Annotated in this window: 11 protein-coding genes and 1 pseudogene; 8 read left to right on the plus strand and 4 right to left on the minus strand. The window is 49.9% G+C overall.

What is annotated here, in order from left to right; genetic code table 11:
* The first annotated feature begins 201 nt into the window (after nucleotides 1-201).
* The 3 genes from ACLIN2_RS09705 to ACLIN2_RS09715 all read left to right on the plus strand — a co-directional run bounded on the left by ACLIN2_RS09705 (nucleotide 202) and on the right by ACLIN2_RS09715 (nucleotide 3,471).
* Nucleotides 202-1,452 carry a M24 family metallopeptidase gene (locus ACLIN2_RS09705; RefSeq protein ID WP_411503925.1) on the plus strand — a complete coding sequence of 417 codons (1,251 nt, stop codon included), beginning with the start codon at nucleotides 202-204 and terminating at the stop codon, nucleotides 1,450-1,452.
* 197 nt (nucleotides 1,453-1,649) lie between these two features.
* Entirely contained in the window at nucleotides 1,650-2,513 is an 864-nt protein-coding gene (locus ACLIN2_RS09710; protein ID WP_327931792.1) for an ABC transporter permease subunit, read from the plus strand.
* 34 nt (nucleotides 2,514-2,547) lie between these two features.
* Entirely contained in the window at nucleotides 2,548-3,471 is a 924-nt protein-coding gene (locus ACLIN2_RS09715) for an ABC transporter permease (protein WP_411503926.1), read from the plus strand.
* A 191-nt stretch (nucleotides 3,472-3,662) separates the two neighbouring features.
* Here the strand turns inward: ACLIN2_RS09715 and ACLIN2_RS09720 are convergent, their stop codons facing one another.
* The gene (locus ACLIN2_RS09720) at nucleotides 3,663-3,884 is read right to left on the minus strand and encodes a helix-turn-helix domain-containing protein (protein ID WP_003387736.1); all 222 of its coding nucleotides are present in this window, start codon (nucleotides 3,882-3,884) and stop codon (nucleotides 3,663-3,665) included.
* Nucleotides 3,885-5,079: 1,195 nt separating this feature from the next.
* A pseudogene (locus tag ACLIN2_RS09725) lies at nucleotides 5,080-5,773 on the minus strand (MBL fold metallo-hydrolase).
* A 113-nt stretch (nucleotides 5,774-5,886) separates the two neighbouring features.
* Here ACLIN2_RS09725 and ACLIN2_RS09730 point away from each other — a divergent pair.
* Genes ACLIN2_RS09730 through ACLIN2_RS09740 form a run of 3 tightly spaced genes read left to right on the plus strand, consistent with a single transcriptional unit; the run spans nucleotide 5,887 to nucleotide 10,237 of the window.
* A complete protein-coding gene (locus ACLIN2_RS09730; RefSeq protein WP_246071121.1) occupies nucleotides 5,887-6,594 on the plus strand; it encodes a TetR/AcrR family transcriptional regulator in 708 nt (235 codons plus the stop codon).
* Between the two features lie 32 nt (nucleotides 6,595-6,626).
* On the plus strand, nucleotides 6,627-8,357 hold the full coding sequence (locus ACLIN2_RS09735; RefSeq protein ID WP_411503927.1) for an ABC transporter ATP-binding protein: 1,731 nt from the start codon (nucleotides 6,627-6,629) through the stop codon (nucleotides 8,355-8,357).
* Nucleotides 8,354-10,237: an ABC transporter ATP-binding protein gene (locus ACLIN2_RS09740; protein ID WP_411503928.1), complete on the plus strand. Its 1,884-nt coding sequence runs from the start codon at nucleotides 8,354-8,356 to the stop codon at nucleotides 10,235-10,237. Before ACLIN2_RS09735 ends, ACLIN2_RS09740 begins: the two co-directional genes overlap by 4 nt.
* Nucleotides 10,238-10,280: 43 nt before the next feature.
* Here the strand turns inward: ACLIN2_RS09740 and ACLIN2_RS09745 are convergent, their stop codons facing one another.
* Nucleotides 10,281-10,634, minus strand: coding sequence for a VOC family protein (locus ACLIN2_RS09745; RefSeq protein WP_301171230.1), 354 nt, complete (start codon nucleotides 10,632-10,634; stop codon nucleotides 10,281-10,283).
* 121 nt (nucleotides 10,635-10,755) lie between these two features.
* Between ACLIN2_RS09745 and ACLIN2_RS09750 the strand changes: the two genes are divergently transcribed.
* Nucleotides 10,756-11,067, plus strand: a complete 312-nt coding sequence (locus tag ACLIN2_RS09750; protein ID WP_411504531.1) for a GNAT family N-acetyltransferase — start codon at nucleotides 10,756-10,758, stop codon at nucleotides 11,065-11,067.
* Between the two features lie 81 nt (nucleotides 11,068-11,148).
* Here the strand turns inward: ACLIN2_RS09750 and ACLIN2_RS09755 are convergent, their stop codons facing one another.
* Nucleotides 11,149-12,282 carry a M24 family metallopeptidase gene (locus tag ACLIN2_RS09755; protein ID WP_411503929.1) on the minus strand — a complete coding sequence of 378 codons (1,134 nt, stop codon included), beginning with the start codon at nucleotides 12,280-12,282 and terminating at the stop codon, nucleotides 11,149-11,151.
* A gap of 455 nt (nucleotides 12,283-12,737) precedes the next feature.
* On the opposite strand from ACLIN2_RS09755, the gene ACLIN2_RS09760 reads away from it, so the two are divergent.
* Nucleotides 12,738-13,622, plus strand: coding sequence for a LysR substrate-binding domain-containing protein (locus ACLIN2_RS09760; RefSeq protein ID WP_411503930.1), 885 nt, complete (start codon nucleotides 12,738-12,740; stop codon nucleotides 13,620-13,622).
* Nucleotides 13,623-13,645: the final 23 nt, after the last annotated feature.

Raw genomic sequence — 13,645 nt, forward strand, 5'->3', positions numbered from 1 at the left:
TATACAGTAAGAATTTATAAGATTCTGATCCAGTATAAGTGAAACTAAGGCTCCACCGCAAAGCTTGGCGGCGCCAAGTTTTCTAATGCAGAAAAGCAATGACTTTTTCGAATGATTGACGACCCTCTTTCTCATGCTTTATCGTGATACTCATAAATGTTAGAAAATGGAGAACGGCATTTGTGTGAGGGGGATGTAACAGTGGAAGATTTCGGTTTTGGCGGTACGATCCTTTCCTTAAAAGAGCGTGGACGGACAAAGGATCGGTGGCTCAAGCACAGACTGGAGACGCTCCTGCCTGCAATCATGGACAAGCATCAGTTGGACGTATGGGTCATCGTCGGGAGGGAATACCACGAGGATCCCATCATGGAAACCTTGTTCCCTGCGGCTGTTGACAGCTCGCGTCGACTGACGATTTTTGCTTTCTTTTTAAACCAGGACAAAACGGTGAGCCGGTATGTCCTTCATGCCAATCCTGCCTACGATCCTTTTTACGAGCGGGTATGGAAGCCTGGGCGCGAGGATCAGTGGGAGTGTCTTGGGCGAATCATTCGGGAGAGAAGCCCGAGACAGATTGGTGTGAATACATCCAGCCAATACAGCTTTTGCGATGGACTTACTCATACATTCTACGAGAAGCTGATCGGCGCAGTAGGCAGTGAGCTTGCGGCCAACGTAGTCAGCGCACAGAGCGTTGCACTCGACTGGCTGCAGATCCGGAGTGAGGAAGAGCTGATCGCTTATCCGACGATCGCAGAAACAGCAAGATGCCTCGCACAAGAAGCTCTCTCGAATAAAGTGATACACCCTGGAATTACGACAACGAACGATGTAGTGGACTGGATCCGGCAGCGGGTCAGCGATTTGGGGATTCTTACATCCTTTTACCCAACGGTGGACGTCGTGAGAAAAGACGGTGATCGCTTGGAAGGGGTCATCATCGTACCAGGGGATATCGTGCATATCGATTTTGGCATTCATTATCTGGGACTTGCGACAGACACACAGCAGCTGGCTTACGTACTGCGTGCGGGTGAGAGGGAAGTGCCAGAGGGCTTGCAGGCTGCGATGCGTACAGCCATTCGGTTTGAGGACATCCTGGCAGAAAATTTCGTAGAAGGCCGCACAGGCAACGAGATCTTCACTGCGAGCATGCAGCAAGCAAAAGCGGAAGGCATACAGCCGATGATTTACTCTCACCCGATCGGCAATCATTGTCATGCGGCTGGTCCCTTGATCGGGATGTACGACAGACAGGAAGAGATACCGGTACGTGGGGACTTGGCGCTGCAAAACAACACGTGCTACGCAATGGAGTTCAATATCCGGCAGTACATTCAGGAATGGGATCAGGAAATCTCGCTCTATATGGAAGAGCCCGTTTCCTACATCCATAACAAGCTGCACTACCTGGCAAAAAGACAGACAGCTTTTTACGTAATTCGCTGATTTCGCGGATAGGCCACCTCCCCTTTTCCTCTCGAGAAGTCTTCTATTTGGGGCTTCGCTTTGGGGAGAAAGGGGATTTTTCTTGACTATTATTCCAATCTATTATCTGAAATATAAAAAAACATAAAATATTTTTGATTGTCTGGATGAATTTTTTTAGATAGTGTATTGTTGGATTAGCAAGGGGGTATGAATGCTTGTCATATGTGAAACAACTGCTGGGAATGTTCTTCCTGGTCATTGCCGTCTGTGGCGGGCCGTTCATGTTGTATACGGTAAAAGAAGAGATTGTGTTTGCACCTGAAAATGTCGTGGTGCACACGGTGTATCTGATCCAGCAAATCGCTGGGGGCTCTCTGGGAACCTATTATTTGGGAGAAAATGAGAGAAGCATAGCCGAGGACATCGTGCCGTTCGCCATCAGTACGTTTGAACTGCTCTTTTCCAGTGTTTTGATCGCCGTAGTCGCAAGTCTCGTGTTTGGTTTGTTTTTGCAGCGTTTTCGCATCGTGCGGCATCTTCAAAAAGGATTGAATCTGCTCGCGACGATTCCGGACTTTATTCTGATTTTTGTGTCGATTCTAGCAGCGATTGGATTTTACAAGATGACCAACATACGGATTATTACGTTATCTCCTACGAGCGATTCTGCCAACAGCTGGTTCCCGATGACTCTGCTTGCGATTGGCCCTACGATTTTTCTCATGAAAGTCATCAGCTTGAAATATACCCAGATCGGCGGAGAGGACTACATCAAGACGGCCCTGGCAAAAGGGATGGGAGTCTGGCATGTCCTCATTCACCACGTATACAAGAATATTAAGCCCTTTCTCTTGGCTGACTTGAAAAAAACAATCGCCATTACGGTAGCCAACCTGTTTATCGTCGAATACCTGCTCAATGTAGTAGGGCTGACGCGGTTCATTTTCAGCAAAAGCGGAGCGTATCAATTTAACGCAGCTGTCATGGGGCTATTAGGCATCATCTTTTTGTCCATTCTCGTCTATCTCCTGATCCGCGTGATCTTGTACCTGTTCGAACGCGCGGTCGTTTACAAGTAGGCGGTACTCTTATTGTCATGAGTGAGGTTTTTCTATGCAAAAACGAATGAATTGGTCGCTATGGATGGGGGCTTTCCTGGTGCTGCTCCTGCTCATTGTCGGAGTGATCGGGCCTTACGTGGCTCCCTATGAACTGGACTTTCAGGAAAAGCTGCGCAATGAAGTGGTAGGCGGCAAGACGGTCATCATTTCGCCACCGCTGCCCCCGTCAGATGAACATGTTTTCGGGACGGACAAGTGGGGCTACGACATGCTGACGCTGCTCCTGCACGGGGCTCCTTATACGGTATTTGTTACACTGGCGATAGCTTTAGTCCGCTTGGTGATCGGTATGGGGATCGGATTGTACATCGGTGTGCAGGACAAGCCGCAGCGCTGGTGGCTGGCGATTGAAAATGCTTGGAGCTACATGCCGATCTTCATCCCCGTATATTTCCTGCTCAAAGGTGTCAGCATCAACCCACTGATGCCGACGTCAACGCTGGTAGCCCTTTTTATTGGCGTCGTGGCTGTTTTGGGAGCGCCGAGTGTAGCCTCCTCTATCCGGCAAAAAACAGAGCAAATCAAGGAGACGCAGTACGTCTTGGCTGCGACATCGCTGGGGGCGGGCAGAGAGCAAATCATTTTTCGACATATCGTTCCGCATTTAAAAGAGCAGCTCATCATCATTCTCGTCACGGAGATGGTGGCGATCATGACCTTGATGGGGCTGTTGGGCATGTTTGATCTCTTCGTTGGCGGTACGAAAATGACGATGGATCCAGTGCTGTACCACTCCATCACCCATGAATGGGCAGGGCTGCTCGGGTCGTATCGCGGATTTGTATACAGCAACTACACGTGGATTTTTCTCACGCCGCTGGTGGCGTTCGTCTGGGCGATCGGTTCTTTTACCTTGCTGGCAAAAGGACTGCGGGAAAAGTTCGAACAGACGTATCATCGGACACCGTTTATCTAAAAAGGTAAGGACAAAAAGCTCGGGATCTTTCGCGGATCCGGAGCTTTTTTTGTGGAGGAGCGCTGTGTAGCAATGACCATGAAAGGGAGACCAATGCAAAAGGATACAGCACTTCATGAAAACATTCCGCATAAATAAAAAAAACCTCCCTTCCGACCTAGGGAAGAAAAGGGAGGCTGGGTGGACTGGGCTCAAATCTCTAGTTCACCAAGTCGAACGAGTTCGACTACTGCTTGAGATCGACCTTTTACACCTAATTTTTGCATAACATTGCTAATGTGATTGCGTACAGTCTTTTCACTGATGAAGAGTTGTCCGGCAATCTCTTTGGTTGTCTTATCTTGGACCAAGAGTTCAAACACTTCTCTTTCGCGATTCGTTAACAACGGCTTGGTTTGGTCGCTACCCTTCAATCGTGCCACCCCTCCTTGTGGGCTCTACAGGAACAAGGTTGAGGGATTACAGAGTCACCTTATCCTATGATGGGGGGTGGGTGATGGTGCCGGAATTTCAAGGATTTTAGGCTTTTGCCATACATCCTATTCAAAAAATGGGCAATGGGTTCCGAACACCTACATCTCTGCTGTCTCATTTTCAAGAACCATGTCTCGAGCCTTAGGTTCGTGCTTGATGAAATTTTATTGCATGTTCGGCAGGCGTCGCGAACACGTTGCAATTCTAGGACGACGATGGCCGCCAGTTTTCTCCAGCTCACGGAAAGGAGTCTGGCGTCGGAACCCAAGGCCAACACCGCCCCCGACACTTCAGTCTATTCACGTGATACCTGTACTGCTCCCGTTCTTTTTTGCTTTTTTTCAATCTTGTTTAACTAATTGGGACTTAAAAAGGGGGCGCATGCATCCCTCCTGTATTCCAAAGACGACTAGGAAAGATCCCTCCCTAAAAAACTCTAAACCTATTCGGGAGGTTTCCAGTCCTGCGAATATTTAATACTTGTTGCAGCTTAATCGGCTGCTCGACATGATGATGGAGTGGACCTCGAAGCCGAGGGCTCTTTCCACATCAGCAATACTTCTGCTTATCCGAATGATCCGAAAGGTGCCTTTAAAATATGTTTCTTGAGAATAAAACGAAAGTTGCACCTCTGCCGTTTGAGCGGAATCGTAAGCTTTCGGGTTCGTCAAAGATTCTCTCTGTATTGCGGATCGCCCTATTGCCGCGAAAAATCCTGATCCTTCCACGAAAGTTTTCGTCACTTTATAGCGTAAGCCTTGGAAGACGTAGTTGAGTCTTGCGCATAGTTGTTCTGTTCCCCCTTTTTTTCTACTTTTACACTATGCTTAATAGCAGACAGGGGGGACTACCATCACGCTTGTCTTCATAAATAGTCATTTTCAATAGCGACTACCTTTTCCAGATTTACACGATAGGTTTCTCTTGAAGAAGTGCGGTTCAAGCATCAACGCAGTGACATGGAATAAATACCAGAATGAAAACGGAAGTCTAGCAAGCAGGGGATGCCGGGAAAAAGTCGCACTTTTCATCGACAATATATGGGACAAGAAATGAAAAAAGTCACCCCTAGGTGCACACATGGGATCGCCCCCATGAAATGGGATCATCCGATGAAGCTCCAGGGGTGACTTTTTACGTTTCTACATACCGTCCATAATCCGGCACGGCGACGCGATCGAGATCGGCGGCCAGCTTTTGTAAGCCAGAGGAGAGAGTCTCGCCTGATAATGGAGGACCGTGACCCGTAATCGCTACAGATGGTTGGAGGTCCGCTAGTCTCCGAACCGAATCTCGAGCCGCTACCCAATCCGTCGTGAAGTAGCGGGGCGGACCGCTTATTTCCGGTAACTGCGTCAATACCTGAAAAAGGGAATCCTGTCTGACGGCAATAAAAGCATCGCCAGCGATCAAGGCGCGGTCCTTTTCCCTGAAAAACGAGACGTGCCCAGGAGAGTGTCCAGGCGTATGAATCCAGCGCCAGCCCGCTAGTCCGGGGATGCTCCCATCGTCTGGAAGCTTTTTCAGAGGCTTGCCTACTGTGATGGCTTCGTTTGGAAAAAGCGAGGACAGCTTGGCGACCAATCCTCCTTCAACAGTGAAATCTGCTTCCGGATAATTCTGTTCCCGTGTCAAATAGGGGAATTCCTTTTCATGGGCATAGACAGGCACATTCCAGAAACCACCCGTTAGGTTCATCCACTTGGCCGATAAAGCAGACGTTTACGACCTGAATGCAAAGGCAGTACAAGTCCGGTGTGACATTTTGACCGAGACCGCTCGAGAGGGAAGTGACGGGAATAAAGGGGCATATCTTGACCTCCAGCAAGCTACTACCTACATGGGTTACTCTTTACTAAGTCTGGAAGAAATATGACATGTACCTGATTCCCTCCTACCTTCGTATCACCTATTGACACATCCTGCGATGAGGTTTATATTTTGACTGACAAAAAAGTCAATAAAAAAAGCACGGGAGGGGAAGTGCGCGTGCCCCGCACAAAAGAGCAAAACGAAGAGATACGTCTTCGCAGAAAAGAAGCGATCATGAAGGGCGCATTGAGCGTCTACGTGGAAAAAGGATATGCAGCGGCTGATATCGGGGATGTTGCGGAGCGCGCCGGTGTCGCTCGGGGGCTCGTGTACTACTACTATAAGGACAAACGATCGTTGTTTCGCGATTTGTTCACGCATATGTTTCAAATGTCCAACACACATACGCAAAACCATTTTGCCAAAGAGGGGACAGCGATCGAGCTGTGCCGGGCATTTGCGAACAGCATGTATCTTTCTCTGTTTAAAAACTCTGAGCACGTGATGTTCTTTTTTCGAATGCGTTTTGATCTGCCGGAGTTGTTTGCACCAGAGGAGCTGCAGACGGGCCTTTGGCGGGACAATAATATGCGCACCGTAGCGCAAACGCTTGAAAAGGGAATGGAAGAAGGCCATGTCCGGCGCATGTCACCTGATCTCTTGGTCGAGCAATTCTGGGGAACGATGATGAGCGGCATGCTTTTCTTGTACAGAAAAAGGGAGGCTTTGCTGCAAGAAGGGAAAAGCCTGGACGAGATGCGAGAGCTTCTTTCGAGTGAGATCCAAGACGCGACAGACACGTGCGCGGCGACGATCCGTTCGGATATGCTCTCCTAGTCCATTACTAATCATACCGGAGGGTGAGACCTTTGCTTAAGTTAATGAATTTCCTGCGGCCTTACCGGTATATGGTCGTGATGACCATGGTATTTGTGCTGCTGCAATCCATAGCGAACCTGTACCTGCCAACGTTGATGTCCGATATCGTCAATGAAGGTATTGTGCACGAAAATACAGCCTATATCTGGAAGATTGGCGGCTTGATGCTGATCGTATCGGCAGTTGGAGCTGCACTGTCTGTTGCCGCCAGCTATTTGTCATCCTGCGCTGCGTCTGGATTCGGCAAGAGACTTCGCAGCAGCGTATTTAGCCACATCGAAAAATTCACGCTGCAGGAATTTGACACACTCAGTACGGCTTCCTTGATAACAAGGACGACCAATGATATTACACAAGTCCAGCAAGTACTTAACATGATGCTGCGGATGATGGTGATGGCGCCGATGATGTGCATCGGTGGGATTATCATGGCTTTGTCCAAGGATGCGCATCTGTCTCTGGTGATTATCGTCGCGATCCCGATCCTCGCTTTGGCGATTTTTTGGATTGGATCGAAAGGGATTCCGTATTTCAAAGCGATGCAAACGAAAATAGACCGACTGAATCTCGTCCTGCGCGAATACTTGACAGGTATCCGGGTGGTACGGGCTTTCAACCGGACAGAGCATGAGCAGAATCGATTTAATGACGCCAATGAGGACGTCACGGCAACAGCGATCAAAGCCAATCAGATCATGGCGGGAATGATGCCTGTCATGATGCTGATGATGAATGTGACTTCGATTGCCATCATCTGGTTCGGAGGACTGCGAATCAGTACGGGACATATGCAAGTAGGCGATTTGATGGCCTTTTTGCAGTATGCCATGCAAATCCTGTTCTCGCTGATGATGGCCTCCATGATGTTTAGCATGCTGCCGAGGGCTTCTGCTTCTGCCTTGCGCATCCATGAAGTGCTCGCGACAGCTCCGGTCATTCTGGACAGGGAGCAGACAAAAGAAGCAGAAAAGAATTCACGAGGACACATTACATTCGATCAAGTGACGTTTCGCTACCCGGGTGCAGAGAAGCCTGCTCTGTCCGGGATATCCTTTACCGCAAAAGCAGGGCAGGTTACGGCGATTATCGGTGGGACCGGGGCCGGAAAAACGACCCTCGTCAGCCTGATTCCCCGCTTTTACGATGTAGAAAGCGGCAGTGTTCGAATGGGCGAGACCGACGTGCGGGACATGCCGCAGAGTACCCTTCGCTCCAAAATCGGCTTCGTTCCGCAAAAGGCACTCCTGTTTACGGGGACGATCGCGGACAACATTCGCTACGGAAAAGAGGACGCAACCGACGAAGAAGTCAAACATGCTGCGAAGGTCGCACAGGCTTCTGACTTTATCGCTGGCATGAAAGACGGGATTCAAACGATCCTGGCGCAGGGCGGAGCGAATTTGTCCGGGGGGCAAAAGCAGAGGCTCTCTATCGCACGTGCTCTCGTCCGCAAGCCAGAGGTTTATATTTTCGATGACAGCTTTTCCGCCCTGGATTACAAGACGGATGCCAACCTGCGCGCTGCTCTGAAGGAAGAGATGGGGGAAGCAGCTGTCCTTATTGTAGCGCAACGTGTGAATACGGTAATGGATGCTGACCAGATCATCGTGCTGGAGGAAGGCGAAGTTGCAGGGATCGGAACACACAAAGAGCTTCTTTCGACCTGTAGCGTCTATCAGGAGATCGTTACATCCCAGCTGACAGAGGAGGAAATCGCATGAGTGAAGAACAACGGCGCACACCTCCAGGGCCAGGGCCAGGCCCTCGGCCAGGGGGATTTGGTGGACCCGGGATGATGACGATGCCAGGGCAAAAGGCAAAAAACTTCAAGGGAACGCTTGGGCGCTTGCTTCGTTACTTGAAGCCGTACCGCTGGAAGCTGATCGTCGTATTTTTGACAGCAGCGCTCAGTACGGTTTTCAGCATCGTAAGCCCGAAATTGCTGGGACACGCAACCACGACGATTTTCGAGGGCTTCATGGGAAAAGTAAAAGGCGTACCGGGAGCAACCTTTGATTTTGCCGCAGTCTGGCAGATCGTTTTGGTATTGATCGGATTGTACTTGTTTTCGGCGCTTTTTGCCTATATCCAGCAGTTTTTAATGGCAGGCATCGCCCAGAAAGTCGTCTACACCCTGCGCAAGGAAGTCAATGAAAAGCTGGCCCGGCTGCCTTTAAAATACTTCGACGGCCGCACGCATGGGGAAGTGATGAGCCGCGTCGTCAACGATGTGGATACGATCAGCAGCACGCTGCAGCAAAGCTTGACGCAGATGATCACCTCTGTCATCACATTGATCGGTGTCATCATCATGATGCTGACGATCAGTCCGTTGATGACCTTGATTGTACTTGTGACCATTCCGCTCAGCTTTGTCGTGATCAAGCAGGTGGCGTCGCGTTCGATGCCACATTTTAAAGGGCAGCAGCAAGCGCTCGGGGCATTGAATGGCCACGTCGAGGAAATGTACACAGGGCACAAGATCGTAAAAGCCTTCGGACGTGAAAAGAGAGCGATGGAGAAATTCGATGCCATCAATGAAAAGCTGTACGAGTCGGGCTGGAAGGCTCAGTTCATTTCGGGGATCATGATGCCGCTCATGATGTTTGTAGGAAACATCGGCTATGTTCTCGTCTGTGTAGTTGGCGGTGTGCTCGTCACCCTCGGCAGCATTGCCATTGGGGATGTCCAGGCATTTATCCAGTACGCCCAGCAGTTTTCCCAACCCATCACACAAGCAGCCAACATCGCCAATATTATTCAATCCACGCTCGTATCAGCTGAGCGGGTCTTTGAGATCCTCGATGAATCGGAGGAATCCGAGGATGCAGTTTCGCGTGCAGGGGCAACAGGGGTGGAAGGGCATGTACGGTTTGAGCATGTTTCATTTGGGTACAAGGAAGGCGAGACGCTCATTCAAGACATGAACATCGACGTGAAGCCCGGCATGACTGTAGCGATCGTAGGACCGACCGGAGCAGGGAAAACGACGCTGGTGAATCTGCTCATGCGCTTCTATGAGATCCAGGGCGGAACGATCACGATCGATGGGCAGGACATCCGCAGCATGCCGCGGGGAGAGCTACGAAGCCAGTTCGGTATGGTGCTGCAGGATACATGGCTGTTTAATGGGACCATTCGGGAAAATATCGCCTATGGACGAGCGGGAGCGAGTGAAGCGGAAATCGCGCAAGCCGCGCGGGCAGCGCATGTCGATCATTTCGTGCGCACGCTGCCTGACGGATACGAGACGATTTTGAATGAGGAAGCCTCGAACATTTCCCAGGGACAAAAACAGCTTTTGACAATCGCCAGGGCATTTCTGGCTGACCCTGCCATCCTGATTCTCGATGAAGCAACCAGCAGCGTGGACACGCGAACAGAACTACTGATCCAAAAGGCAATGGAGGGTCTCATGGAGGGCAGAACGAGCTTCGTCATCGCTCACCGGCTCTCGACGATCCGCGATGCAGACTTGATCCTTGTCATGAATCAAGGAACAGTGATCGAGCAAGGAAATCATGAACAGCTCCTGGAAAAGGGCGGCTTTTACGCAGATTTGTACAACAGCCAGTTTTCACAAGCACAGCAAGTCGGATAAGCAAAAGAGAGACCACCCTGAAAAGCGCAGGGTGGTTTTTGCTTTAGTATTCGCACACTTCTAGGCGGTTTCCATCGAGATCATAGAAAACAAAGTATTTCGCTCCCCACTCGGCGATCTCTTCGACCTTTACCTGATGGGAAACCAAGTGCTGATAGGCTGCTTCTGCACTGGGTGCGTAAAAGTTGAAGGCGCAATGTCTGGGAGTAAATTCGTTCTCATCGCTGGTCAGGAACAAGGTGATGGACGTATCGGAGAAGGTCACACTTTGGTACTCTCCTTTCTCGCTTCGCCAGCCGGGAGTACCCCCCAGCACCGTGACGTACCAATCCAGTGCACGATCGACATCTCGGGTGGGGACAAAAACGGTATCAATGCGTTTGAAAAAAGCAGACATGGCTGCAGCTCCTTTTCGTGACGGATTTTCATCAAAGGATTCTTTCACATGGAAGCTTCTGTTAAAGTGAGAGAAATCCTTTCTAGCAAGTAAAAATCGAGAAAAAAGAAGCAATCAGCTGATCGGCTTTTTTTGTTTTGGGAAGAACGCACAGGTGCCAGCGGGTTTCGCGGCGGGCTTGTACGAGGGGGAAAATGTGTGTGATATTGGGCTTGGGATGAAGCCAGAGCTTACGGGACTTGGACTTGGGGCTGCTTTCATGAAGCGAGGAATGGAGTTTGCTGTAAAGCACTATGCACCGAGTCAGCTGAGATTGAGTGTAGCTGCTTTTAACAAGCGAGCGATCCGTTTGTACGAAAAGATGGGCTTTCAGGAAGTAGGATCCTTTCCAAGCAAAGAGACTGTTTTTTTGGTCATGAACGTAGAGCTCTAGAAATGCGGAAAGACCTCCCGACGGCAGCCAATGAGCAGTCGGGAGGTTATTTGTATGTTCGTAGGCAGGAGAAAAGCAGTCCTACAAAATCATGCTTTCCAAGTCGCTTGCCACATTGGTAACAAGCTCATAGCCATCCTTCGTGATGATGACGGTGTCGGAGTGGCGGAATCCACCCAATCCGGGAACGTAAAATCCAGGCTCAACGGTAAAGACCATCCCCTCCTGCAAGAGGGCCTTCTCATCAAATCGGAAAAAGGGAGGCTCATGAATATCCAATCCCATGCTGTGTCCCGTGCGGTGAATCGCATAATCGCCAAAGCCTGCATTTTGAATGACAGCGCGAGCAGCGAGGTCAACGTCACACATAGGTACTCCTGCCTTGATTGTGGCAAAGGCAGCCTGCTGAGCGGCTAGCATGACGGAAAAAGCTTCTTTTTGACTGTCGCTGGCTTCCCAGGAAAAGCAGGTTCGTTCACACTCCGCGATATAGCCGTTTAGCACAACGTGGTGAGTGTGGATCAGGATGTCTCCTTTCTCCAGCCTGCGCGTATTGGAATATACGTGAGGCATGACTGTACGCACTACTCCAGATGGGGTCATTGCATTTACGGCTGCAATGGTATTCGGGTAAAGACGAGAGACCTCTTCGAGAGCGGCTCGATGTCCCTGCTGATCAATCTCAAGCTCAGTGACGCCGGGGGCTACTGCTTCTAGAGATGCGCGAACAGCCAGGCTGACCATTTTTCCTGCGGAACGTAAAAGATCTAATTCTTCGGCATCTTTTACGACGCGTGCACCCAGGAGATCATCCGAAACATCGACCAGCTCCCAGCCTGCCTCTATCAATGCTTTTTCTACCTTTATGGAAACGGCGTTGAACTCGACGCCTAATTTTCCACCAGGCACGCTTGCCTGCAAGTATGACAGGAGGGAGGTGACAGGGTTCGTTCCTTGGTGTGCCTGCTCGGGATGCTCGTAATACACGATGACACGATCCACCCGGGCAACGTGACGAGCGTGTTCTTCCTCTAGCCCAGGCACGATAAAAGCGCTTTCCTTTTGGGAGAGAACATAAAAGAGCGGACGGGAATACGTGATGGCTTTATAGCCACTTACATAATGCTGGCTGGTAGGAGAAGATAGCACGATGGCCGTAAGTTGGTGCTTGTTCATTAGTTGTTGCATCATTTCCAGACGTTTTGGATGTGACATGATTGTCCTCCTATACTATCGTTTTATCGTACAGTGATCAGGAATGGGGTGTCGCTGCAAAAAGCTTCTTGGTCTTGCCAAGGTACAGTCCCATGACGAGTGAAACGAGATTTCCCACAATTTAATAAGCAAAAGCGATCTCATAAGACCCATGAAAGGCTTGGATCAGGGCTCCCATGATAGCTGGCGTTAGGAAAGGAGGCGTAGACCTGCGTCCAGCAAGTTGATCTACCTGACATTCATGAGGTAGGAGGGAACCCAACTGCGTGAGGATAACGCCGAGGATCCCCATGAGAGATACGTGTTTCGCCACCGGATCAGCTATTACTGAATTTGAAGTTCAGCTTGTCTGATGAGGGATATTCCTAGTATAAAAAGGTATCTGCAATTGCGGAAATATTTGAAAAAAGGGATAATGATACCTTTAAAGTATAAGAGGGTGGGGGGAGCTTGCTGTGGAACTCAGACATATCCGTTATTTTCTGGCACTAGCCGAGGAACTGAATTTCAGTCGTGCGGCAGAACGATTGCATATCGCTCAACCGCCGCTCAGCAGGCAGATTCAGCAGCTGGAGGACGAGGTGGGTGTTCCTTTGTTCTACCGTAACAAGCGTCGGGTGGAATTGACGAATGCGGGTAAAGCATTTTTGGAAAAGGCGTTTGAGATGATCGATTTGGTAGAGGATGCATGCGATACAGCCCGGATGGCAGCCAGAGCGGAGCACGGAAAGCTCATTATTGGTTTTACAGGCACGGCTGAAAATCTTTTGCCTCTCCTATCCGACTATCGAAGGAAATACCCAGAAGTCAGTCTGAATCTCCAGCTGATGGGGACTACTGCGCAAGTCGCAGCACTCCAAGAAAAACGAATCGATGTCGGGATTCTCACTCCGCCGGTTACCAATGAAGAAATACTGGTAACGAAATTCCAGAATCCCCCATTGGGAGTTGTCTTACCCGCGAATCATCCGTTGGCGGAAAGAGGTGGGCCTGTCGCTATCGCGGAACTTGCGGAAGAATCCTTCGTGATTACACCGCGTTCGATCGGGCAAGGCTTTTATGATTCCGTGACCAGGATTTGTCACGATGCTGGCTTTTCTCCCAAAATTACGGTGGAGACTCATGATATGCCGACCGTTTTTGCTCTCGTATCTGCCGGCATGGGGATATCCTTGACCCCTCTCATACGGACTCGGGCGAGTGGTGTGGTGTTTCGAGAGCTGGCCGAACGGGCTGTGGCTACAGAAGGGGGAATTGCGTACAGGAAGGGCGAGAAGTCGGAGGTCCTGCATTCCTTTTTGGAGATGTTTTGGGAGTTTATTTCCAATCGTGCCGTTTAGTCTTTTTATCTGCCATGCCTCGA

It is taken from the genome of Brevibacillus centrosporus (assembly GCF_046622605.1).
Classification (GTDB): Bacteria; Bacillota; Bacilli; order Brevibacillales; family Brevibacillaceae; genus Brevibacillus; species Brevibacillus centrosporus.

Coding starts and splice junctions, on each gene's coding strand:
- ACLIN2_RS09755 (WP_411503929.1), bottom strand. CDS start 12,282: ATGTCACATCCAAAACGTCTGGAAATGATGCAACAACTAATGAACAAG.
- ACLIN2_RS09715 (WP_411503926.1), top strand. CDS start 2,548: ATGCAAAAACGAATGAATTGGTCGCTATGGATGGGGGCTTTCCTGGTG.
- ACLIN2_RS09745 (WP_301171230.1), bottom strand. CDS start 10,634: ATGTCTGCTTTTTTCAAACGCATTGATACCGTTTTTGTCCCCACCCGA.
- ACLIN2_RS09740 (WP_411503928.1), top strand. CDS start 8,354: ATGAGTGAAGAACAACGGCGCACACCTCCAGGGCCAGGGCCAGGCCCT.